We start from the raw sequence: 21,933 nt of genomic DNA on the forward strand, positions 1-21,933 counted from the left end.
ACAGGCCTCACGACCTCACACGACCTCATCCGGCCCCACCCGACCTCGCGACCGGGCCGCGCTCAGGCGGGGACGGGCGCCCCGCGCCAGAGGGCACGCGACGCGCCGGCGGCCACGACGCCTCCAGCGAAGACCATGAGCAGGCCCGGGCCGGGCAGCCAGCCGCCGGTGCCGACCAGGCCCAGCACGTGCAGGACCTGCCAGACCGGCAGCACCAGGGCCGGCACCGCCATCAGCGCCCCCTGCACCGCGGCCACCCGACGGGACGGCACCAGGGCCCCGGCCAGGCCGAGCATGGCGGCGTAGAAGGTCCACAGGCCGGCGCCGCGGACGCCGGAGAGGGAGCCGAGCGAGGTGTAGACCCACGGCAGGAACGAGCCCAGGACGACCATGCCGACGGCCAGGGCGAGACGTCGCCGGGCCGGGTCCGCGGGGCGGCGCGTCCGGCCGCGGCGGGCCGGAGCGCCGGCGACGGACGCGGCCGGGGCGAGGTCACGGGAGGCAGCCATGCGAGGACTGTAGGCACCGTGACCGGCGTCACGCCACGGTCCGGGCGGCGGCTCCGACCACTCGCCGGGGCCGTCGGCACGACGAGCGGTCGGCGGAGCACGACGAGCGGTCGTCCGCGTGCCGGTCACCGGGGCCGGAGCCCGCCGACGGCCCGCCGGGCGACCGCTGGGCGACCGATCCGCGCCGCTGGCCGCAGCGGGTGACCTGAGTCACATCGATGCCTTGACCTGCAGGTCGGCCGGTTGCTTGCCTCGCCGTCATCGCCGGCTCCGGGTGCCGGCGTCCGTGCCCACCCACCCGTCCCGTGGAGGATGACTGATGGACGAAGCAGCGCGCCGGGAGTACTGGCGCTCCAACCTGCGGTTGATGGCCGCGTTGCTGACGATCTGGGCGCTCGTGTCGTTCGGCGCCGGCATCGTCTTCGTCGAGCCGCTCAACGAGATCGTCGTGGCCGGGTTCCCGCTCGGCTTCTGGTTCGCCCAGCAGGGCTCGATCATCACCTTCGTCGTGCTCATCGCCATCTACGTGTGGCGCATGGACAAGCTCGACGCCAAGCACGGCGTCGACATCGACGGGTACGAGGAGGAGGTGCACCACTCGTGAGCGACATCCAGACCTGGACCCTCGTCTTCGTCGTCATCACCTTCGGCATCTACATCTACATCGCCTACGCGAGCCGGGTCAGCAACACCTCCGGCTTCTACGTCGCCGGTGGCGGCATCCCGGCCTCGGCCAACGGCGCGGCGATCGCCGCGGACTGGATGAGCGCCGCGTCGTTCATCTCGATGGCCGGCATCATCGCGCTGGCCGGCAACGGCTACGCCGGGTCGGTCTACCTGATGGGCTGGACCGGCGGCTACGTGCTGCTGGCGCTGCTGCTGGCGCCGTACCTGCGCAAGTTCGGCAAGTACACGATCCCCGACTTCGTCGGCGACCGGTACTCCGAGAGCGCCCGCCTGGTCGCCGTCGTCTGCGCCATCGTCGTCTCGTTCGTGTACGTCGCGGGGCAGATGGCGGGCGTCGGCCTGGTCTTCCAGCGCTTCCTCAACGTCGGCACGACCACCGGTGTCGTCATCGGCATGGCGATCGTCTTCTTCTACGCCGTGCTCGGCGGGATGAAGGGCATCACCTGGACCCAGGTGGCCCAGTACAGCGTGCTGATCGTCGCCTACCTGATCCCCGCGGTGGCGATCTCGGCCGAGCTGAGCGACATCCCCGTGCCCCAGATCGGCTTCGGCCAGATCCTGGCCGAGCTCGACGGCCTCCAGCAGGACCTGGGCATCGCGGCGTACACCGAGGCCTTCACCCAGACCTCGATGATGAACATGGTGCTCATCACCGCGGCACTGATGTTCGGCACCGCCGGCCTGCCGCACGTGATCGTGCGGTTCTACACCGCCAAGAGCGTGCGGGCGGCGCGCTACTCCGCCCTGTGGGCGCTGTTCTTCATCTCGCTGCTCTACACGACCGCCCCGTCGATCGCGGCCTTCAGCAAGCTCCGTGTGATCCAGGACCTCGACGGCACCGCGCTCGCCGACGTGCCGGGCTGGTTCAACACCTGGGCCGACGTCGGGCTGATCACCGGCGCCGACGGCGGCGCCGTCGCCGACGCCAACGGCAACGGGGTCATCGACTTCACCAGCGAGGTGGTCATCAACAACGACATCATGGTGCTCGCCGCACCGGAGATCGGCGGCCTGCCGGCACCGATCGTCGGCCTGGTCGCCGCGGGCGCCCTCGCGGCCGCGCTCTCCACCGCGTCCGGGCTGCTGCTGGTGATCTCCTCCTCTGTGGCCAACGACGTCTACTACAAGCGGATCAACCCGGGAGCCACGGAGGCCCGGCAGCTGCTCGTCGGCCGGATCGCCATGGGCGGCGCGATCCTGGTCGCCGGCTACCTCGGCATCAACCCGCCGGGATTCGTGGCGCAGGTGGTGGCGCTGGCCTTCGGCCTGGCCTGTGCGAGCTTCTTCCCGATCCTGGTGCTCGGGATCTTCTGGAAGAAGTGCACGGCCGCCGGCGCGACCGCCGGGATGCTCACCGGCCTCACGGTGACGATGGCCTACATGATCTGGACCGTCGACATCTGGGGCAACAGCGCGGGCATCTGGAACATCCCGGAGACCGGCTTCGGCACCATCGGCATGCTGATCAACTTCGCGGTGACGATCACCGTCTCGCAGTTCACCCGCAAGCCGAGCCCGCTCATGCAGGAGCTGGTCGAGGAGATCCGGTTCCCGGGTCGCACGGACCTGGTCGCCAAGCACGCGCACGGCGAGGAGCTCACCTAGGAGCTCGCAGGACCCGGCCGACGGGCCCTGTGGTGACCCGCACCACAGGGCCCTAGGCTGGTCCGCAGTCGGCAACCGCCACCCCGCCGGGACGCCCCGGCCCCCGCCGCGGCCCTGCGTCGCGGCCCAGCGATGAGGGAGCGATCGTGAGCGAAGAGACCCTGTCCAACCTCCTCAAGGAGGACCGTCGGTTCGAGCCGCCCGCCGAGCTCGCCGCGGCCGCCAACCTGAAGGAGGAGGCCTACGCCCGGGCCGCCGAGGACCGGGAGGGCTTCTGGGCCGAGCAGGCCGAGCGCCTGACGTGGAGCAAGAAGTGGGACCAGGTGCTCGACTGGAGCAACCCCCCGTTCGCCAAGTGGTACGTCGGCGGCGAGCTGAACGCGGCGTACAACTGCGTCGACCGGCACGTCGAGGCCGGCAACGGCGACAAGGTCGCGATCCACTGGGTCGGCGAGCCGGTCGACGACAAGCGCTCCATCACCTACGCCGAGCTGCAGGCGGAGGTCAGCCAGGCCGCCAACGCGCTGACCGACCTCGGTGTCGGCGCCGGTGACCGGGTCGCGATCTACATGCCGATGATCCCCGAGGCGATCGTCACGATGCTCGCCTGCGCACGGATCGGCGCCCCGCACACGGTCGTCTTCGGCGGCTTCTCCTCCGACGCGCTCGCCTCGCGGGTCGTCGACTGCCAGGCGAAGGTCGTCGTCACCGCCGACGGCGGCTACCGCCGCGGCGCTCCGTCGGCACTGAAGCCCGCCGTCGACGAGGCCCGCGCCAAGGCCGCCGAGCGCGACGGGCACACGGTCGAGAAGGTGCTCGTCGTCAAGCGCACCGGCCAGGAGGTCGACTGGGACGACTCCGTGGACGTGTGGTGGCACGACAGCGTCGCGAAGGCCCCGACCGAGCACCAGTGGCGGGCCTTCGACTCCGAGCACCCGCTCTACGTCATGTACACCTCCGGCACCACCGGCAAGCCCAAGGGCATCCTGCACACCACCGGCGGATACCTCACCGGCTGCGCCTACACGCACTGGGCGGTCTTCGACCTCAAGCCGGAGACCGACGTCTACTGGTGCACCGCCGACATCGGCTGGGTGACCGGCCACTCCTACATCGTCTACGGCCCCCTCGCGAACGGCGCCACCCAGGTGCTCTACGAGGGCACGCCCGACTCCCCGGAGAAGGGCCGCTGGTGGCAGGTCATCGAGGAGTACTGCGTCACGATCTTCTACACCGCGCCCACCGCGATCCGCTCGTTCATGAAGCAGGGCCGGGAGATCCCCGACGCCCGCGACCTGTCGTCGCTGCGCGTGCTCGGGTCGGTCGGTGAGCCGATCAACCCGGAGGCCTACGTCTGGTACCGCGAGGTCATCGGCGGCGACCGCACCCCGGTCGTCGACACGTGGTGGCAGACCGAGACCGGCGCGATCATGATCAGCCCGCTGCCCGGTGTCACCGCAGGCAAGCCCGGCTCGGCGATGATCCCCATCCCAGGCGTCTCCGCCGACGTCGTCACCGAGGAGGGCGAGTCGGTCCCGAACGGCTCCGGCGGCTACCTCGTGCTCACCGAGCCGTGGCCCTCGATGCTCCGCACGATCTGGGGCGACGACCAGCGGTTCAAGGACACCTACTGGTCGCGCTACGCCGACCAGGGCTGGTACTTCGCCGGCGACGGCGCCAAGAAGGACACCGACGGCGACCTGTGGGTCCTCGGCCGCGTCGACGACGTCATGAACGTCTCCGGCCACCGGCTCTCCACCACCGAGATCGAGTCCGCGCTCGTCTCCCACCCGAAGGTCGCCGAGGCCGCGGTCGTGGGCGCCAAGGACGAGGACACCGGCCAGGCGGTCTGCGCCTTCGTCATCCTGCGCGACGAGGCCGGCGACGGCGGCGACGACATCGTCGAGGAGCTGCGCAACCACGTGCGCAAGGAGATCGGCGCGATCGCCAAGCCGCGCCAGGTCATGGTGGTCCCCGAGCTGCCCAAGACCCGTTCGGGCAAGATCATGCGTCGCCTGCTGCGCGACGTGGCCGAGCACCGCGAGGTCGGCGACGTCACCACGCTGGCCGACTCCACGGTCATGGACCTGATCTCCGGGAAGCTCACCTCCGGCAAGGGCGGCGACGACTGACGGGTCGCCCGCTCGCCCTCGCCCTCGCCCCAGGACCGGTCGGCGGGGTAGTAACGGACAGGTTCGTCCGTGACTACCCCGCCGACGGTCATTTTCGTCCGTTACTACCCCGACTCCCCGACCGGCCACGCGGCGACCGGGCCCGCGCGCCGGGTTCCGCGTACGACGTACCCGGCTCAGCGCAGCGCGGCGACGACCTTCGGCAGCCCCCACCGCACCGGGGCGTCGAACCACGGCCAGTTGTGCACGCCGCCCTGGCGGACCCAGGCCGAGTAGGGCACGCCGGCCTGGGTGAGCGCGGCGAGGAACGAGCGGTGACCGGTCCACATCAGCTGCTCGGTGTAGCCGGTGTGCAGGGGGTCGGTGGTCTCGCTGACGGTGCTCAGCGAGCCGGTGCCGGCGGCGACGAACAGCTCGACGCCCTTCAGCTTCGGGGCGAGCGACACCGGGTTGTGCGCGTCCCACGTGGCCCGCTCGAGCACCGGGTTGCCCCAGACGCGCAGCAGGTTCGGCGGGCTGACGCCGATCGCCTTGGCGATCTCCGGCGGCAGGATGTTGGCGACCATCAGGTTGGTGTCGACGGCGCCGGAGAGCGTGAACGCCGCCTGGTAGAGGCCGGGGTGCCGGGCGGGGTAGATCAGGGCCCCGAGGCCGCCCATCGAGGCGCCGACCGCGGCGCGCTTGCCGGTCGTGCGGAACTTCCGATCCACCCAGCGGGTGAGGATCTCGGTGTGGAAGGTCTCCCACTGCCAGGAGCCGTCCTTCCAGTCGCTGAACATCCCGGCCTCGTCGCCGATGCCGCCCTCGGGCATCACGAAGATCGCCTTGAGCGGCTTGGTGATCGCGGTGAGCTCGGTGCCGACGCTCCAGCGGGTGTACGGGCTGCGGGCGCCGTTGAAGACATAGACGACCGGGTAGCGCTTCTTCTTGTTCTTCTTCGCCTTGTAGCCGGTCGGGAAGAGGACGCGCACCATGCTGCTGGTGACCTTCACGTCCGAGGGGACCGGCACCCGGAAGTCGCGGCAGCGCGAGGGCGGGCAGGCCCTCGGTCCGTCCTTCCCCGGGGACTCGTCGGCGGGCTGGTAGCTCGTCGGCATCGACGGCACGAGCATCAGGTCGAGGAAGGACTGCCACGACGACCCGGACGCGCCGGTCTCGGTCGTCGTCTTCTCGACGTGGACGTCGTCCCCGGAGTCGGCCACCGCGGCGGTGCCACCGGCGGCGGCGACCGTCGCGGCCAGCGCGAGCACGACGGAGCCGACCAGGGCGGCGAGGGTGCGGCGCGGGGGCCGAGGTCGAGCGTTCACGTGTGCGCAACGACGGCGGGGGCACCGAGGTCACGGCTGCCCTCTAGGCTGGAGCCGGTGCGCCGGGAAGTCTGGTCGGCAGTCCTGCTGCCGACCCCTCGAAGGATCTCCATGCCCTGCCGGCCCATCCCCGACCGGCCGTCCTGCGGCCCGCGCACGCCACGTGCGCCGCGACGGATGCCGCGATCGATGCCGACGGACGGCGTCCGGTGACGGTCCTGCTGCTCCTGGTGGCGCTCGCCGCCGTACCGGTGCTGGTCGTGCCCACGACGCTCGCGCTCGGCCGCCGCACGGGATGGGTGCTCGCCGCGGCCTTCCTCGGCATGGCTGCCGCCCTCGTCCCGGCGGGCCGCGACGTGCTGCGCGGCGAGGAGGTCACCTGGTCGCGGCCGTGGGTCCCGCAGCTGGACGTGGACCTCGCGCTACGCCTCGACGGGCTCGGCCTGGTCTTCGTGATGATCGCGCTGGTCATCGGCGCCGCGGTGCTCGCCTACTCGGCGGCGTACCTCTCGCCGGGCCGGCAGCTCGGCTTCTACCTGTGGATGACCGTCTTCGCGCTGGGCATGGTGGGCCTGGTCCTGGCCGACGACCTGGTGCTGCTCTTCCTGTGCTGGGAGATCACCTCCCTCGCGTCGTTCCTGCTGATCGCGCGCTCGGGCTCCGGCGGCGAGGCCGCCTCGACCCGCACCCTGATCATCACCTTCGTCGGCGGGCTGACCCTGCTGGTGGCGGTCGTGCTGATGATCGTCGCCACCGGCACCACCAGCCTCTCCGAGGCGCTGGCCTCGCCGGTCTGGCAGGACAACGGGGCGCTGACCACGACGGTCGCCCTGCTGGTGGCGGTCAGCGGCTTCACCAAGGCCGCCCAGTTCCCCTTCCACCCCTGGTTGCCGGACGCGATGGCCGCGGCCACGCCGGTCAGCGCGTACCTCCACGCCGCCGCGGTGGTGAAGGCCGGCATCTACCTGATGCTGCGCTTCTCCGAGGCGTTCTCCTCGGTGCCGGCGTGGAACGCCCTGCTCATCGCGACGGGTCTGTTCACCGCGGCGATGGCCGCCCTGTTCGCGTTGGGGCAGACCGACCTCAAGCGTCTGATGGCCTACTCCACGGTCAGCCAGCTCGGCCTGATCACCGCCGCCATCGGCGTGGGCACGCCGAAGGCGCTGACCGCCGCCGTCCTCCACACGATCGCCCACGCACTGTTCAAGTCCGGCCTGTTCATGATGGTCGGCATCGTCGACCACCAGACGGGGACCCGCGACGTACGCCGCCTCCCCCCGCTGTGGCGGGTGATGCCGTGGAGCTTCGCGACCGTCATCGCCGGCGCCGCCGCCATGGCCGGCCTCCCGCCGCTGCTCGGCTTCGTCAGCAAGGAGATGGTCCTCGGCTCGATGTTGGATGCGCCGGGACCTGCGTGGACCGGACCGGTGGCCTTCGTGGCGGCCGCCGCCGGCGCCGTGCTGACCTTCGCCTACTGCGCCAAGATCGTGCTCGGCGCGTTCGTCGACGGCGAGCGGGAGCTGGAGGACTGCTCGGTCCCGGAGGTCCGCGAGGCCGGGCCCGCCCTGCTGGTCCCCGCCATGCTGCCGATCTGGGCCGGCCTCCCCCTGGCGCTGGCCGTCTGGGTGCTCGACCCACCGGTGGACCGCGCGGTGAGCGCCATCAGCGACGGCGGCGGCTACGCCCTGCACCTGTGGCACGGCATCACCCCCGAGCTCCTCGCGACCGCCGTCGTCGTCCTCGGCGGGACGCTCGTCGTGAGCCGGCGCCGCTGGCTGCGGCCGCGGCTCGAGCGCGACCTGCTCCCCCGCAGCGGCGTCCAGCTCATCAGCCAGGCGGTGCACGGGGCGACCCGCGGCGGGTCCTGGCTGGCCCGGCTCGTGGCGGCGGACCACCCCGGCCGCCACGTCACCCCGATCCTCGCGGTGCTCACCCTGCTGCTCGGGGTCGGCACGCTCGCCGTCACGCTCGGCACGGACGTGCCCGCGGCCCAGCCCGACCTCGGCCGGCCGATCGACGCCGCGCTCCTCCTGCTGGTCGCGCTGGGCGTCGTCGGCGTGTGCCTGGCGCAGTCGCGGATCGCGGCCACGGTCTACCTGGGTGGCGTCGGCATCGCCGTCACCGTGCAGCTGTTCGCCCTCGGCGCACCCGACGTGGGGCTGACCCAGCTGATGGTCGAGGTGCTGACGGTCACCGTCATCATGCTCGTCCTCCGCGGCCTGCCCTCGGGCTTCGGTCACCGCCGGCACAGCCGCCGACCCGGTCCCGTGGTGCTCGCGCTCCTGCTCGGAGCGGCCGCCGGCGGGGCGACCTGGCTGCTGACCGGTCGCCGGGAGCAGTCGGACCCCGCCCGCTACTTCATCGACGAGGGGACGGAGGTGACCGGCGGCGACAACCTGGTCAACGTCATCCTGGTCGAGTTCCGCGCCCTCGACACGCTCGGCGAGCTGGCCGTCCTCGGGCTCGCCGGCGTCGCGATCGTCGGCGTCCTGGCCACGGTTCCGGACCGGCGCTCGGAGGACGGAGCCGCGCCGGCCGAGCTCCGCCCGCACCCCGACGCGGCGCCGCACGACCCGCAGGCCGCCCGCGCGCTCGCCGACCCGGCGAGCAACCTGCGCGCCATGCAGCTGCTGCTGCGCCTGCTGACCCCCGGCCTGGTCCTGCTCTCCGTGCTCATCTTCTGGCGCGGGCACAACGAGCCCGGCGGCGGCTTCATCGCAGCCCTCGTGGCCTCGGCGGCCGTGGCGCTGGTCTACCTCGCGCGGCCCGAGGACCGGCCGGTCGCGCGGCCGGGGCTGCACCTCGGACTGATCGCCGGCGGCGTCCTCACCGCGATCGGCACCGGCCTCATCGGCTACGCCCACTCCTCCTTCCTCGAGCCCCTCCACGGTTACGTCGGCGGGGTCCACCTCAGCACCTCGATGCTCTTCGACGTGGGGGTGTACGCCGCGGTGCTCGGGCTCGTCATGGTCGCCTTCGACCGGCTCGGCGCCGCCGCGGTCGAGCACCGCACCACCGGACCGGACTCACCGGCTCCGCCGCCCGCCGAGCACGCGTCGGCCCAGGAGGAGCGCGCATGAGTGTCCTGCCTCTGACGGTCGCCGCGCTGGTCGCCGGCGGCACCTACCTGCTGCTCCAGGCCGGCCTGGTCCGGATCATCTTCGGGATCACCCTGCTCAGCCACGGGGCGAACCTGATGCTGCTCGCCGCCGGCGTCTCCGCGTGGCGCACGGAGCCGCTCGGCGCCGAGGGCTCCTCCCGCAGCGCCGACCCGTTGCCGATGGCGTTCGTCCTGACCGCCATCGTCATCACGCTCGCCGTCACCGTCCTGATGCTCGCGCTGGCGCGCATCGGTGGGGACGACGACACCTACCAGATGCCCGACACCGGAGAGGACCACCACGGATGACCGGCGCCGTCCTCCCGTTCTTCGTCGCCGTCCCGCTGGCGGCCGCGGCGCTCGCCGTCGTGCTCCCGCCCCGCCTGGCGCGGGCGGTCCTCGTCGCGACTCCCCTGCTGGGCACCGCGGGCGCGGTCGCGCTGCTCGTCGAGCACGCCACGAACCCGGTGCTGGTGCACCAGGTCGGCGCGTTCGTGCCAGGGATCGCGATCCCGCTGGTCTCCGACACCCTCTCCGCCGTGATGCTCACCGTCACCGGGCTGACCAGCGCGGTCTGCGTGGCGTACGCCGTGCTGGGCGGCGACGCCCGGCTGCGGTTCTTCCCCAGCCTGGCGTTGATGCTGACCGCCGGCGTGAACGGGGCGCTGCTGACCGGCGACCTGTTCAACCTCTTCGTCTTCGTCGAGGTCATGCTGCTGCCGTCGTACGCCCTGATCGCGATGACCGGCACCTGGCGCCGGCTCGGGATCGGCCGGCTGTTCGTCGTGGTCAACCTGCTGACCTCCACGATCTTCCTGGTCGGCGTCGGCCTGGTCTACGGCGTCGCCGGCTCGGTCAACATGGCCGTGCTCGCCGACGCGGACCACGACGACCCCCGGTTCGTCCTGGCGGTCGCGGTCGTGCTGCTGGCCCTGACGGTCAAGGCCGGGGTCGTGCCGATGCACGGGTGGCTGCCACGGGCCTACCCGGCGACCTCGGGCACGGTGATGGCGCTGTTCTCCGCCCTGCACACCAAGGTCGCGATCTACGCGATCTACCGCATCCACAGCGTCGTGCTCGACGGCGCTCCGGACTGGACGCTGCTGGCGCTCGGGCTGGCCCTGCTGACGATGCTCGTCGGCTCCTACGGCTCGCTCGGCGAGAAGGTCATCCGCCGCAGCCTGTCGTGGCAGATGGTGGCCGGCGTCGGCTACATCCTGCTCGGGCTGGCCATCGGCAGCCGGCTCGGCCTGGCCGCCGGCCTGTTCTACATGGTCCACCACATCCTGGTGATGGGCTCGCTGCTGCTCGCGGCGGCCGCGATCGAGCAGGTCTACCGCAGCGGGCAGTTCGTGCGGATCTCCGGGTTGATGCGACGCGAGCCGCTCCTGGCCACCGGCACGGCGCTAGCGCTGCTGTCGCTCGTCGGGTTCCCGCCGTCGTCGGGCTTCTTCGGCAAGGTCGGCCTCGTCCGCGCCGCCGCCGACCTCGACACCCCCGAGCGGGTCGTCGTGCTGGCGGTCGTCGTGGTGGCCAGCATCGGCGCCCTGGTCGCGATGCTGCGGCTGTGGCGCGAGGTGTTCTGGGGCCCGTCGCTGGAGGAGATGCCCTCGCGGGGCAGCACCGACACCGACCCGATCGACGTGCCTCCCGGCACCCGCGCACCGCGGCGGCTGGTCCTGCCCTCGACGGTCCTCCTGGTCGCGTCGCTCGGCCTCTTCCTGGTCCCCGGCCCCGCCTGGGACCTGGCGGTCGACGCCGCCGACGGCCTGCTGGACGTCTCCCGCTACGCCGCGGAGGTGACCGGCCGGTGAACGCCCTGACCGCGACCCTGCGCGTGCTGCTCCGCTTCGGACCGTGGCTGGTCGGGCAGCTCGTCGTCTCCACGTTGGCGCTGGCCCGCGACGTGGGCACCCCCGGCTCCACGCAGCGCCCGCGGATCGTCAAGCTCTCCCTGGCCGGCATGGGCGACGTGGAGATCACACTGCTCACCAGCTCGATCACGATCACGCCCGGCACGCTGGTCCTCGCCGTTGCGCCGGCCGACGAGCACGGTCCCGCGGCGGCGTACGTGCAGGGGCTTTTCGGCGAGGACGAGGCCGCCCTCGTCTCCGGGCTGGAGGAGATGCGGGACCGGCTGCTGGACGCCTCCCGCGGCTCCGGGCGGGACGGCACCCCCGAGGAAGGAACCCACCCATGACCGCACTGGCTGCGATCGCGATCGCCGTCCTCGTGGTGTCCTCGGCCCTGGGGACCGTGCGCATCGCGCGCGGGCCCGACGACGCCACCCGCGCCGTCGTCGGCGACCTGCTCTTCTTCTGCGCCATCGCGATCTTCGTGGTCACCGGCGTGCTTCGCGAGACGAGCGTGCTGTTCGACGTCGTCCTCCTCGGGACGCTGTGCGGGATCCTGGCCACGGCGGCCTTCTCGCGGATGCTCACGCGGGGCGCGCGATGAGCGCGGGCGACGTCGGCGCCCTGGCCGGCGGCGTGCTCCTGGTCGCGGGATCGCTCTTCTTCCTCGTGACCGCGCTGGGCATGCTGCGGGCCCGGGACGCGATCAGCCGGGTCAACAACCTCAGCCCGGCGACCGGGGCGGGGCTGCCGCTGATCATCCTCGGCGCGGCCGTGCACGAGCTGGCCCGCGGCGACCTCACGGTGCTCGACGGCCTGAAGGCGGTGCTCGCCATCGCCGCCTCGCTCGTCGTCTCGTCGGTGGCGAGCAACATGCTGGGCCGCGCGGCGTACCGCACCCAGCGCGAGCTCGACCCCCGGACGATCGCCGACGCCCTCGGCGCGGACCCCGACCGGCCCGACCCCCGCGCCGCTCCCGACCGCCCGCACGACTGACCTGGGCCCCCAACGGGTTCTGTAGGGTCAGACCCACATCTCGACGCAAGGGGAACGAACGCATGTCGCATCCGGTCCGGCCGCCCCAGGAGGGGGACCCCACCATCGGTCGCCTCGTCGCCGACGCGAGCCGCGACATCTCGACGCTGGTGTCGAAGGAGATCGAGCTCGCCAAGTCCGAGCTCAAGGTCAGCGTCAAGGCCGGCGGGATCGGCGTCGGGCTCTTCGCCGCGGCCGGCTTCCTCGCCGTGCTCGCGATCATCATGCTCTCGGTGGCGATCGCCTACTTCATCCACTGGGACGACCAGGGCCTCGAGCTGCACTGGGCGTTCCTCATCGTCTTCGGGTTCTACCTCCTGCTCGCCGGCCTCCTCGCCTTCATCGGCGTGAAGAAGGTCAAGCAGGTCCGCGCCCCCGAGAAGGCGATCGAGCAGGGCCGGGAGATCCCGCGCGCGCTCAAGGGCCGGTCCTGACCCACGGAGCGCCTCAGCCGGCGCAGTCGCCGGTCGAGACCTCCTCGGTGTTGGTGAGGCCGATCCGGCGGGGCTCCTCGACCTGCTCGGCGGTCAGCGCGTAACCGGTGTCCTGGTCGGTGACCGACGCCGCGAAGACGACGCCGACGACGTCACCGCCGGACGAGACGATCGGGCCGCCCGAGTTCCCGGGGCGCACCAGGCCGCGCAGCGAGTAGACCTCGCGGATGACCGTGCCGTCGCCGTAGATGTTCGGCGAGCGCAGCCGCTGCTCGGAGCGGATCCGGCCGGCGCCCACGTGGTACGGGCCGTCCTGGGGGTAGCCCAGGATCGCCACCCCGTCCTTGGGCTGCGCGCCCTGGTCGAAGGCCAGCGAGCGGCGGCCACCGCCGTCCAGCGACAGCACGGCGACGTCGAGCTCGGCGTTGTAGTAGACGACCTCCGCGGGGACCGACTCGTCGCCGACCTCGACCTCCGGGTCCGCGACGCCGGCGACGACGTGCGCGTTGGTCATCATCCGGCTCTCCCCGTCCTCGCCCTGCGCGTAGAGGAAGCCGGTCCCCTCGATGCCCCGGCCGCAGGCGTTGGTGCCGCGGATCTTCAGCACGCTCTCGCGGGCGGCCTCGACGTCGGGGTCGCGCAGGAGGCGCTTCGGGCCCGGGCCGACCTCGACGATCCGCTCCGGGGCGAACGGCTCGAGGTAGCGCGGGAAGAACGTCGTGCCGACGACGTCGTTGAACGCCTCCAGCACGTTGTCGGCCGACCCCGGCAGGGTGCGGTCGACCTCGGCCAGCACGGTCGAGCCGCGGACCAGCGGGGTCACGCCCGCGATCGCCGAGCCCGAGATCGCCACGCCCAGCGCCCAGGCGACGAGCAGGACGGCCGCCGCGCTGAGCGCCGCGCCGCCGACCGCGTCGACGGCGCGGGCGGGCTGCCACGTGATCCGGTCGCGGATCCGCCCGCCGGCGTACTGCAGGACCGCCTGGCCGAGCGAGGCGCTGAGGATGACGATGAACAGCGCGCCGAGCGAGACCACCAGCGACGGCGCCGCGTCGCCCAGCGCCACGGGTGCGAGCCACACCCCGGCGAGGCCGCCGAGCAGCAGGCCGGCGGTGGCGAACGCGCCGGTGACGAAGCCCTGCCAGTAGCCCGAGAGGGCGTAGGCGAGGACCAGCAGCACCAGCAGCCAGTCGAGCGGGTTCACCGGTCGGGCTCCTCGATGTCCAGCATGCCGGCGCGCGCGTTGCGCTGGACGCGGGAGTCGCCGGCGAGCATGTACGCCGGCAGGTCGCGCACCCGGGACTCGTCCCACTCGCGGGTCCAGCCGAGGAAGTCGAACAGCCGGGCGATGATCCCGCCGGTGAAGCCCCACAGGATGACGTCGCGGTCGGGGCCGATCAGGAAGCCGGGGCTGGTGTAGCCGATCGGGTGGCGCACGGTGATCCGGTTGTCCGGGTCGACGAGGTCCGCGATCGCCGCGTGGTGGATCGCGTGCACCTCCGCCCGGCTGACCACGCCCACGGCGGACGGCTCGCGCCACCAGCCCACGACCGGCGTGACCGCGAAGTTGCTCGGCGGCAGCCACAGCTGCGGCAGGCAGCCGACCACGTCGACCGAGTCGGGCACCAGCCCGACCTCCTCCTCGGCCTCGCGCAGCGCCGCCCCGACGACCGTCTCGCCCGGATCGATCGAGCCGCCCGGGAACGACACCTGGCCGGGGTGGCTGCGCATGTCGTGCGCGCGCTCGGTCAGCAGCACCTCCCCGCCGCGCGGGCCCTCCGCGAAGAGCATCAGCACGGCACCCTGGCGCGCGTCGGAGCCCTCCGGCGGGACGAACCGCGTCAGGTCGGTGGCCTCGATCGCCGCGACCGCCTCCTCGACCGGGCGCATCCACTCCGGCAGGCCCGGCACCCCGTGGTCGGGTGCGCGCCCCTCGGCGCTCACGCGGGGCCCTGGGTCTTGACCAGGGCCGCAGCCGTCTCGGGGTCGGTCGGCCCGGCGCCGTACGACGGGCACCAGCGCGCGACCGGGCAGGCCCCGCACGCCGGCTTCTTGGCGTGGCAGATCCGGCGGCCGTGCCAGATGACGTGGTGGCTGAGCATCGTCCAGTCGCGCCTGGGGAACAGCGCGCCGACGGCGTGCTCGACCTTGACCGGGTCGGTCTCGGCGGTCCAGCCGAAGCGGCGGACCAGCCGCCCGAAGTGGGTGTCGACGGTGATGCCCGGGATGTCGAAGGCGTTGCCGAGGACGACGTTCGCGGTCTTGCGGCCGACGCCCGGCAGCTTGACCAGGTCGTCGAGGCGCGGCGGCACCTCGCCCCCGTGGTCGGCCACCAGCGCGGCGCTCAGCTTGAGCAGCGACTCGGTCTTGGCGCGGAAGAACCCCAGCGGCCCGACGAGCTGCTCGAGGTGGGCGCGGTCGGCGGCGGCCATCGCCCGGGCGTCGGGGTACGCCGCGAACAGTGCGGGTCGCGCGGCGTTGACCCGGCGGTCGGTGGTCTGCGCGCTGAGCACCGTGACCACGAGCAGCTCGAAGGGGTTGGCGAAGTCGAGCTCGCACCGCGCCTCGGGGTAGGTCTCGGCGAGGACGCGGTCGATCTTGCGGGCACGCCGCACGAGCGCGGTCGGCGACTCCTCGGCTGTCGCGGCGGGCTCTGCTGGCACGGCGCCCAGGGTACGGACCGGCGCCGACATCGGGGCGCCGCGGCTCACCGGCGGCTCGGCGGCGGTGCGGCCGTGGCGACCCGCCGGTGCCGATGGTGCTTGTGAGCAACGGCACTGGATAGGATGCCGCAGGGACTGGCCCATGCCCGGTGGGCCCGTCGAGGAGGAGGACCCGTGGACAACGACGTACTTCGTCAGGCGCCGCTGTTCAGCGCGCTCGACGACGAGGCGGCGACGGCGCTGCGGACCTCGATGTCCGAGAGCCGCCTGCGCCGCGGTGACGTGCTCTTCCACGAGGGCGACTCGGGCGACAAGCTCTACATCGTCCTCGACGGCAAGGTGAAGCTCGGCCGCACCTCCTCCGACGGTCGTGAGAACCTCCTCGCGATCCTCGGCCCCGGCCAGATGTTCGGTGAGCTCTCGCTCTTCGACCCGGGCCCGCGCTCGGCGACGGTGACCGCGGTGACCGACGCGTCGTTCGCCTCGCTCTCCCACGAGGACCTCCTGCGCTGGCTCGAGGGCCGCCCGGTCGTCGCCCGCGGCCTGCTCACCCAGCTCGCCGGCCGGCTGCGCAAGGCCAACGACGTCGTCGCCGACCTGGTCTTCTCCGACGTGCCGGGTCGCGTCGCCAAGGCGCTGCTCGACCTCGCCGACCGCTTCGGCCGCACCGCCGACGACGGCGTCCACGTCCACCACGACCTCACCCAGGAGGAGCTCGCCCAGCTGGTCGGCGCCTCCCGCGAGACGGTCAACAAGGCCCTGGCCGACTTCGCCTCCCGCGGTTGGCTGCGCCTCGAGCCCCGCTCGGTCGTGATCATGGACGTCGAGCGGCTCTCCCGCCGCGCCCGCTGACCTTCGTCCTCCCCTCGGTCCGGGTCTTCCTGGTCGAGGGCTGGCCGCGGGCCGGTCGACAACCGCGCAATTGTGCGGTTGTCGCGCAGATCCGGCCCCGGGACGCGCTGAAACCGCGCAATTGAACGATCGTCGACGCCCGGACCGAGCCAGGACACGCCCCGCCCGACAACGGGGCGGGGGAGGTCAGGACAGGTCGAGGGCGAGGTCGGCCCAGCCGAGGAAGACCTCGTGGGTGGCCGAGGGGGAGCGGACGACGTCGCCGCCGAGGTGCTGCTGGGTGCCGAGGAGGCCGGTGGTCGCGGCCGGCTGGGCGCGGTTGACGCCGAAGAAGACGTAGTCGAGCTTGCGCGCCTGGCCCCGGGAGCGGTGGGTGGGCTCGCCCCAGCGGCAGACCCGCGGGGCCAGCCGACAGACGATCTGCTCGAGGCCGGCCGCGCGGCCGGCGGGGCGGGAGGCGTACGCGCCGGTCTGGTCGGCCTCGAAGAACAGCCCGCGCCGGTTGGTCAACCAGCCGCTGCGCGAGAGCCGGTAGAGCTGGCTCATCGTGCCCTTCTGCGGCACCGCGTTGAAGTCGCCGCCGAGCACGACCGCGGCGCGGTCCCGCTCGACGACCGGGGCGAGGACCCGGCGGACGGCCACGGCCTGCGCCTGACGGGCCGGGCCCGCCCCCGAAGCGCGGCCGCGGCCGGCGCGCAGCTGGGTCGTGCAGGCGCGCACGGCGTCCTGGGCGAACGCGACGAGCGTCCCGCGGACGGCGACGTCCGCGCACATCACCTGGAAGCGGTGGGGCGTGCGGCTGCGCGGGTTGGGCAGCCGGTGCGTCGAGAGGCCGGAGAGGCGGTGCCGCGAGGCCAGCACCAGCCCGTGCCGCTGGACGCCCTTGCCACTGGTGCAGCCGGGGTGGTGGCGCAGCTTCTGGAACCGGAAGTGGTCGCGCCACGTCTCCCCCGGCCCGATCCAGGCGCGGTTGGCGTCGATGAACCGGCGGAAGTGCTTCCAGCAGACCTCCTGGAGCATCACGACGTCGGGGTCGCTGCCGCGGAGCACGCGTTGCACGGTCCCGAGCTTGTCCCCGCCCCTGCCGCGCTCGGCGCCGTCGATGTTGGCGGTCACGACGGAGAGCCGGTACGTCGCCCGCGGCCCGGCCGCCTCGACGGCCGCCCGCGACGTCGGCGTCGGCACCGCCAGCAGCGGCACCAGCAGCGCGGCCGTCACGACCAGCACCGACACCAGCACCCGGACCTGCCGCGGCATCGTCCCCACAACGGTGCGCACCCGCATCAGCGGCGTCCTCCAGCCCACGTCCGTCCCTGTCCGACGCGCGCCAGGGTGCCAGAGGGCGCGGCCGCTCGCGGCCGGTTCGGCGAAGTCGAGACCGACCGGTGACCGCCGGCCGGCTCCCCGCTACGGGCTCAGCGCCGGCTCAGTGGCCGAGGTGCCCCAGGTGGGTCAGCTGAGCGCGGACCGAGAGCTCGGCGGCGCCCCAGAGGACGGGGTCGACGTCGGCGTACACGACCTCGACGACCCGGCGCGGCAGGTCCGCGGCCGGCACCTCGGCGAGCCCGGCCACCGCGGCCTCGACCTGGGCGAGCCGGCCGCGCCGGTGGGCGATGTAGAAGTCGAGCACGCCGAGCGCGTCGTCGATGACCGGCCCGTGGCCGGGCCAGATCGTGCGTGCCTCCGCCCGCTCGGCCAGCGCGTGCAGCCGGTCGAGGCTGTCGAGGTAGGCGCCGAGCTGCCCGTCGGGGTGCGCGACGACGGTGGTGCCGCGGCCGAGCACGGTGTCTCCGGTGAGCAGCGCCCCCTCGGCCGGCAGCAGGAACGACAGCGAGTCGGCGGTGTGCCCGGGCGTCGCGACGACGTGGACCTCGAGGCCGTCGACCTCGACGACGTCGCCGTCGCCGAGCCCCTCGGAGCCAAGCCGGTACGCCGGGTCGAGCGCGCGCACGCCGCACCCCATCCGCTCCGCGAACTCCCGCGCCGCCTCGGAATGGTCGAGGTGGTGGTGGGTGAGCAGCACGGCGCCGACCTCGCCGGCGGTCTCGGCGACGGCGTCGAGGTGCTCGAGGATCGACGGACCGGGGTCGACGACCACCGAGCGCCGGGCGCCCGGCTCGCGCAGCACCCAGGTGTTGGTGCCGTCGAGGGTCATCAGGTCGGGGTTCGGCGCGAGCACGCACGAGCCGCGCTCGCCGAACGACCCGCCCGCCCAGGCGCCGGCGCCCCCCGCGCTCACGACCGGCGGCGCTCCGCCACCAGGGGCCGCAGCCGGTCGGGCATCGACAGCGTCCAGCCCTCGCCGAGCGGCTCGACCGCGGGGCGGAACATCTCGACCGTCCGCCCCTCCGCCTCCGCCAGCACCTCGCCGGCGGTGGCGTGGGTGCCCACCTCCAGGCACGTGAGGTACGTCGGCGGCAGCATCGCCAGCGAGCCGCTGTCGGCCTGCTCGGCCGCGACCTTCGCCGGCAGCCACGTGACCGAGGAGGACTCGGTGGACACGTCACGCGTGCGCTGGCCCTCGGGCAGGACGGCCACGAAGAACCAGGTCCGGTAGCGCTTGGGCTCGAAGACCGGCGTCAGCCAGCCGTCCCAGGTGCCGAGCAGGTCGGTGCGCAGCACCAGCCCGCGGCGGTTGAGGAAGTCGGTCATCGCGAGGTCGCGGGAGACGAGTGCCTCCCGGTCGGCCTCCCAGTCGGCGCCGGTGGTGTCGGCGACGACGGTGTCCGCGGACTCGCCGGCCAGCAGCACGCCGGACTCCTCGAACGTCTCGCGGACCGCGGCGCACACCAGGGCCCGGGCGAGCTCGGTGTCCGTACCGAGCCGGCGGGCCCAGTCGGCGGCGTCCGGGCCGGCCCAGGCGACGGAGGCGTCGAAGTCGCGCTGGTCGACCCCGCCGCCGGGGAAGACGGCCATGCCGCCGGCGAAGTCCATCGAGACCTGGCGGCGCAGCAGGTAGACCTCCGGCCCCGTGGCCGGGTCGGCACCGTCGCGCATGACCACCACGGTCGCGGCGTCGCGCGGCTGCACGGGGGTGCGGGTGCCGTCGTCGTACTCCCGGGCCACGTCGAGCAGGTGCTCGGGCAGCGGCACGGGCGGCAGCGGGATCCTCACGCGCCCGCCCGGACGGCGACGACGACCTCGACCTCGACCGGCGCGTCCAGGGGCAGGACCGGCACGCCGACGGCGGAGCGGGCGTGGACGCCGGCGTCGCCGAAGACGTTGCCGAACAGCTCCGAGGCGCCGTTGGCGACGCCGGGCTGGCCGGTGAAGTCCGGGGTGGACGCGATGAAGGCGGTGACCTTGACGACCCGCTCGACGTGCGCGAGGTCGCCGACCTGCGCCTTGACCGCGGCGATCGCGTTGAGGGCGCACTGCTGGGCGCAGGCGTAGGCCTCCTCGGCGCTCACCTCGCCGCCGACCTTGCCGGTGACGAGCAGCTCGCCGTCCTTCATCGGCAGCTGGCCGGATGTGAAGACCAGGTCACCGTTGCGGACGGCGGGGACGTAGGCCGCGACCGGCGCGGCCACCTCCGGCACCGCCAGGCCGAGCTCGGCGAGCCGCTCCTCGGGGGACGTCCCAGCCACGGCTCAGCCCTCGATCGGGCGCTTGAAGTAGCCGACGAGGTTCTCGGGGTTCATCCCCGGCGCGACCTGGACGAGCTCCCAGCCGTCGGCGCCGAAGTTGTCGAGGATCTGCTTCGCGGCGTGCGTGAGGATCGGGGCGGTCAGGTACTCCCACTTGGTCATGGCCGCACCCTACTCGCGGCCGCCGACGTCCTCCCGTGGTCGGACGCGCGGGCGGGATCGGCCACCTAGGGTCGGCGCGTGACCGCGTCCGCCTCCACGCTCGTGCGCCGCCCGCCCCGGCTCGGCCCGCGTGGCCGGCGCTGGTTCGACGTGCTGCTGGTCGGCGTGCTGGTCCTGCCGCTGCTGCCCCTCGGCTACGCCCTCGGCGTGGTCCCGGTCGGGCTGACGCTGCTCGAGCTCGGCCCGCTGCTGTGGCGCCGCAGCCACCCGGTGGTGGTCTTCTGGGCGGTGACGGCGGCCCACGCGCTGCAGGTGCTCCTCCTCGACGAGCCGCTGCTGGGCCAGGCCGCCTGGCCGGTCGCGGTCTACTCCGTGGCGCGCTACGCGACGGCCCCGCACGGCTGGGCGGCGCTCGCCGTCAGCGCGGTCGCCTCGCTCACGGCCGCCCGGGACTGGAGCGCGGGCTCGCCCGAGCCGCTCCTCACGCTCCTGGCCAACGCGTTCTTCCTCGGCGCGATCGCCGCGACCGCCTGGGCGCTGGGCACGCTCGGCCGCACCCGCGAGGCGTACGTCGACGCGCTGGTCGAGCGCAGCGAGCGAGTGGAGAAGGAGGCCGCCCAGCAGGTGGCGCTCGCCGCGGCCGACGAGCGGGCGCGGATCGCCCGGGAGATGCACGACGTCGTCGCGCACGGGCTGTCGGTGATCGTCGTGCAGGCAGACGGCGCGCGGTACGCCGCCCGCACCGACCCCGACGTCGCCGCCCGCACGCTGGAGACCGTCGCGGCGACCGGGCGCGAGGCGCTGACCGAGATGCGGCGGATGCTCGGGCTGCTCCGCGCCGAGGACGGCGACGGCAGCGGGCCCGCGCTGCGACCCCAGCCCGGCCTGGGCGACCTCGATGCGCTGGTCGCCGAGGCGCGCACCGCCGGGGCGCACGTCGACGCGCGGCTGCCCACCCCGTTGGACGGCCGGGACGTGCCCGACGGCGTCGGCCTCGCGGCGTACCGCGTCGTCCAGGAGGCGCTCACCAACGTCCGCAAGCACGCCGGACCGGACCCGTCGGTGCGGGTCGAGGTCGCGGTGACCGGCACCGGTCGCGACCGGGCGGTCGAGCTGCGGGTGGAGGACGACGGGCGCGGCGCCGCCGCCACCGACGACGGCCACGGGCTGGGCCTGCTCGGGATGCGGGAGCGCGTCGGTGTGCACGGCGGCACGATCGAGGCCGGACCACGGCCGGGCGGTGGCTTCACGGTCTCTGCGAGGATCCCGGCGTGACCGCAGCCGACGACGCCGGCGGGACGACGATCCGGGTCTTTCTCGTCGACGACCAGCAGATGGTCCGCGGCGGCTTCCGGATGCTTGTCGACAGCCAGCCCGACCTCGAGGTCGTGGGCGAGGCCGGCGACGGCGCGGAGGCGCTCGAGCGGCTCTCGGTCACCCGGGCCGACGTGGTGCTCATGGACGTCCGGATGCCGCGGATGGACGGCGTCGAGGCGACCCGCCGGCTCGCGGAGCGGCCCGACGCGCCGCGGGTGCTGGTGCTGACGACGTTCGACCTCGACGAGTACGCCTTCGCCGCGATCCGCGCCGGCGCCGCGGCGTTCCTGCTCAAGGACGCCGGCCCCGAGGAGCTGCTCGGCGCGATCCGCACCGTCCACGCCGGCGACTCGGTGGTCGCGCCCAGCACGACGCGGCGGCTGCTCGAGCAGTTCGCCGCGGTCCTGCCCGACCCCGCGAGCGCCAGCGCCCCCACCGCGCCCGCCGACGACCGGCTCGCGCCGCTGACCGAGCGCGAGCGCGAGGTGCTGGCGCTGGTCGGCCGCGGCCTGAGCAACACCGAGATCGCAGCCGAGCTGGTCGTCGCCGAGACGACCGTCAAGACCCACGTCGGCCGCCTGCTGGCCAAGACCGGGTCGCGCGACCGCGTGCAGCTGGTGGTCCTGGCGTACGAGACCGGGCTGGCACGTACGACCTGAGTCGTACGCCGGGTCCCGCCCACAGGCGGAC

General features: G+C 73.5%; 23 protein-coding genes. 13 read left to right on the forward strand and 10 right to left on the reverse strand.

Going from position 1 to position 21,933, the window contains the following annotated elements; genetic code table 11:
• Positions 1-62: 62 nt before the first annotated feature.
• The gene (locus H7344_RS18815) at positions 63-509 is read right to left on the reverse strand and encodes a hypothetical protein (protein WP_222130878.1); all 447 of its coding nucleotides are present in this window, start codon (positions 507-509) and stop codon (positions 63-65) included.
• 319 nt (positions 510-828) lie between these two features.
• Here H7344_RS18815 and H7344_RS18820 point away from each other — a divergent pair, with 319 nt between their 5' ends.
• The 3 genes from H7344_RS18820 (at position 829) to acs (ending at position 4,933) form a co-directional block, all read left to right on the forward strand.
• A complete protein-coding gene (locus H7344_RS18820) occupies positions 829-1,113 on the forward strand; it encodes a DUF4212 domain-containing protein (protein WP_186347525.1) in 285 nt (94 codons plus the stop codon).
• Positions 1,110-2,801 (forward strand): sodium:solute symporter family protein, encoded by a 1,692-nt coding sequence (locus H7344_RS18825; protein WP_186347526.1) that lies wholly within the window; start codon positions 1,110-1,112, stop codon positions 2,799-2,801. Before H7344_RS18820 ends, H7344_RS18825 begins: the two co-directional genes overlap by 4 nt.
• Before the next feature lie 146 nt (positions 2,802-2,947).
• Positions 2,948-4,933 carry an acetate--CoA ligase gene (acs, locus tag H7344_RS18830; RefSeq protein ID WP_186347527.1) on the forward strand — a complete coding sequence of 662 codons (1,986 nt, stop codon included), beginning with the start codon at positions 2,948-2,950 and terminating at the stop codon, positions 4,931-4,933.
• 176 nt (positions 4,934-5,109) lie between these two features.
• Here acs and H7344_RS18835 read toward each other — a convergent pair whose 3' ends face one another.
• On the reverse strand, positions 5,110-6,240 hold the full coding sequence (locus tag H7344_RS18835; RefSeq protein ID WP_186347528.1) for an alpha/beta hydrolase: 1,131 nt from the start codon (positions 6,238-6,240) through the stop codon (positions 5,110-5,112).
• A gap of 209 nt (positions 6,241-6,449) precedes the next feature.
• On the opposite strand from H7344_RS18835, the gene H7344_RS18840 reads away from it, so the two are divergent.
• From H7344_RS18840 to H7344_RS18870, 7 genes are all read left to right on the forward strand, one after another.
• Positions 6,450-9,320: a DUF4040 family protein gene (locus tag H7344_RS18840; protein ID WP_186347529.1), complete on the forward strand. Its 2,871-nt coding sequence runs from the start codon at positions 6,450-6,452 to the stop codon at positions 9,318-9,320.
• Positions 9,317-9,649 (forward strand): sodium:proton antiporter, encoded by a 333-nt coding sequence (locus tag H7344_RS18845; RefSeq protein WP_186347530.1) that lies wholly within the window; start codon positions 9,317-9,319, stop codon positions 9,647-9,649. Before H7344_RS18840 ends, H7344_RS18845 begins: the two co-directional genes overlap by 4 nt.
• Entirely contained in the window at positions 9,646-11,154 is a 1,509-nt protein-coding gene (locus tag H7344_RS18850; protein ID WP_186347531.1) for a monovalent cation/H+ antiporter subunit D family protein, read from the forward strand. The genes H7344_RS18845 and H7344_RS18850 overlap by 4 nt, the downstream gene beginning before the upstream one ends.
• Positions 11,151-11,540, forward strand: a complete 390-nt coding sequence (locus H7344_RS18855; RefSeq protein WP_186347532.1) for a Na+/H+ antiporter subunit E — start codon at positions 11,151-11,153, stop codon at positions 11,538-11,540. The genes H7344_RS18850 and H7344_RS18855 overlap by 4 nt, the downstream gene beginning before the upstream one ends.
• Positions 11,537-11,797, forward strand: coding sequence for a monovalent cation/H+ antiporter complex subunit F (locus H7344_RS18860; protein WP_186347533.1), 261 nt, complete (start codon positions 11,537-11,539; stop codon positions 11,795-11,797). The genes H7344_RS18855 and H7344_RS18860 overlap by 4 nt, the downstream gene beginning before the upstream one ends.
• Positions 11,794-12,189, forward strand: a complete 396-nt coding sequence (locus H7344_RS18865) for a cation:proton antiporter (protein ID WP_186347534.1) — start codon at positions 11,794-11,796, stop codon at positions 12,187-12,189. The genes H7344_RS18860 and H7344_RS18865 overlap by 4 nt, the downstream gene beginning before the upstream one ends.
• A gap of 62 nt (positions 12,190-12,251) precedes the next feature.
• Positions 12,252-12,662 (forward strand): phage holin family protein, encoded by a 411-nt coding sequence (locus tag H7344_RS18870; protein WP_186347535.1) that lies wholly within the window; start codon positions 12,252-12,254, stop codon positions 12,660-12,662.
• Positions 12,663-12,675: 13 nt separating this feature from the next.
• Here H7344_RS18870 and H7344_RS18875 read toward each other — a convergent pair whose 3' ends face one another.
• From H7344_RS18875 to nth, 3 genes are read right to left on the reverse strand one after another with little or no spacing between them, the layout of a single operon-like run.
• The gene (locus tag H7344_RS18875; protein WP_186347536.1) at positions 12,676-13,866 is read right to left on the reverse strand and encodes a MarP family serine protease; all 1,191 of its coding nucleotides are present in this window, start codon (positions 13,864-13,866) and stop codon (positions 12,676-12,678) included.
• Positions 13,863-14,606, reverse strand: coding sequence for an NUDIX hydrolase (locus H7344_RS18880; protein WP_229706970.1), 744 nt, complete (start codon positions 14,604-14,606; stop codon positions 13,863-13,865). The genes H7344_RS18875 and H7344_RS18880 overlap by 4 nt, the downstream gene beginning before the upstream one ends.
• Positions 14,603-15,355 carry an endonuclease III gene (gene nth / locus H7344_RS18885; RefSeq protein WP_186347563.1) on the reverse strand — a complete coding sequence of 251 codons (753 nt, stop codon included), beginning with the start codon at positions 15,353-15,355 and terminating at the stop codon, positions 14,603-14,605. The genes H7344_RS18880 and nth overlap by 4 nt, the downstream gene beginning before the upstream one ends.
• 144 nt (positions 15,356-15,499) lie before the next feature.
• Between nth and H7344_RS18890 the strand changes: the two genes are divergently transcribed.
• Entirely contained in the window at positions 15,500-16,177 is a 678-nt protein-coding gene (locus H7344_RS18890; RefSeq protein ID WP_268238538.1) for a Crp/Fnr family transcriptional regulator, read from the forward strand.
• 186 nt (positions 16,178-16,363) lie between these two features.
• Here the strand turns inward: H7344_RS18890 and H7344_RS18895 are convergent, their stop codons facing one another.
• From H7344_RS18895 to H7344_RS18915, 5 genes are all read right to left on the reverse strand, one after another.
• On the reverse strand, positions 16,364-17,461 hold the full coding sequence (locus H7344_RS18895) for an endonuclease/exonuclease/phosphatase family protein (protein ID WP_186347538.1): 1,098 nt from the start codon (positions 17,459-17,461) through the stop codon (positions 16,364-16,366).
• A 142-nt stretch (positions 17,462-17,603) separates the two neighbouring features.
• The gene (locus tag H7344_RS18900; RefSeq protein WP_229706972.1) at positions 17,604-18,416 is read right to left on the reverse strand and encodes an MBL fold metallo-hydrolase; all 813 of its coding nucleotides are present in this window, start codon (positions 18,414-18,416) and stop codon (positions 17,604-17,606) included.
• On the reverse strand, positions 18,413-19,291 hold the full coding sequence (locus tag H7344_RS18905; protein WP_186347539.1) for an NUDIX hydrolase: 879 nt from the start codon (positions 19,289-19,291) through the stop codon (positions 18,413-18,415). The genes H7344_RS18900 and H7344_RS18905 overlap by 4 nt, the downstream gene beginning before the upstream one ends.
• The gene (locus tag H7344_RS18910) at positions 19,288-19,764 is read right to left on the reverse strand and encodes a RidA family protein (protein WP_186347540.1); all 477 of its coding nucleotides are present in this window, start codon (positions 19,762-19,764) and stop codon (positions 19,288-19,290) included. The genes H7344_RS18905 and H7344_RS18910 overlap by 4 nt, the downstream gene beginning before the upstream one ends.
• A 3-nt stretch (positions 19,765-19,767) precedes the next feature.
• The gene (locus H7344_RS18915) at positions 19,768-19,926 is read right to left on the reverse strand and encodes a DUF4177 domain-containing protein (protein WP_186347541.1); all 159 of its coding nucleotides are present in this window, start codon (positions 19,924-19,926) and stop codon (positions 19,768-19,770) included.
• A 78-nt stretch (positions 19,927-20,004) separates the two neighbouring features.
• On the opposite strand from H7344_RS18915, the gene H7344_RS21320 reads away from it, so the two are divergent.
• Positions 20,005-21,201 carry a sensor histidine kinase gene (locus tag H7344_RS21320; protein WP_186347542.1) on the forward strand — a complete coding sequence of 399 codons (1,197 nt, stop codon included), beginning with the start codon at positions 20,005-20,007 and terminating at the stop codon, positions 21,199-21,201.
• Positions 21,198-21,902, forward strand: coding sequence for a response regulator transcription factor (locus H7344_RS18925; RefSeq protein ID WP_268238539.1), 705 nt, complete (start codon positions 21,198-21,200; stop codon positions 21,900-21,902). The genes H7344_RS21320 and H7344_RS18925 overlap by 4 nt, the downstream gene beginning before the upstream one ends.
• The last annotated feature ends 31 nt before the right edge of the window (positions 21,903-21,933 follow it).

This window comes from Nocardioides deserti, assembly GCF_014266025.1.
Taxonomy (GTDB): Bacteria; Actinomycetota; Actinomycetes; order Propionibacteriales; family Nocardioidaceae; genus Nocardioides; species Nocardioides deserti.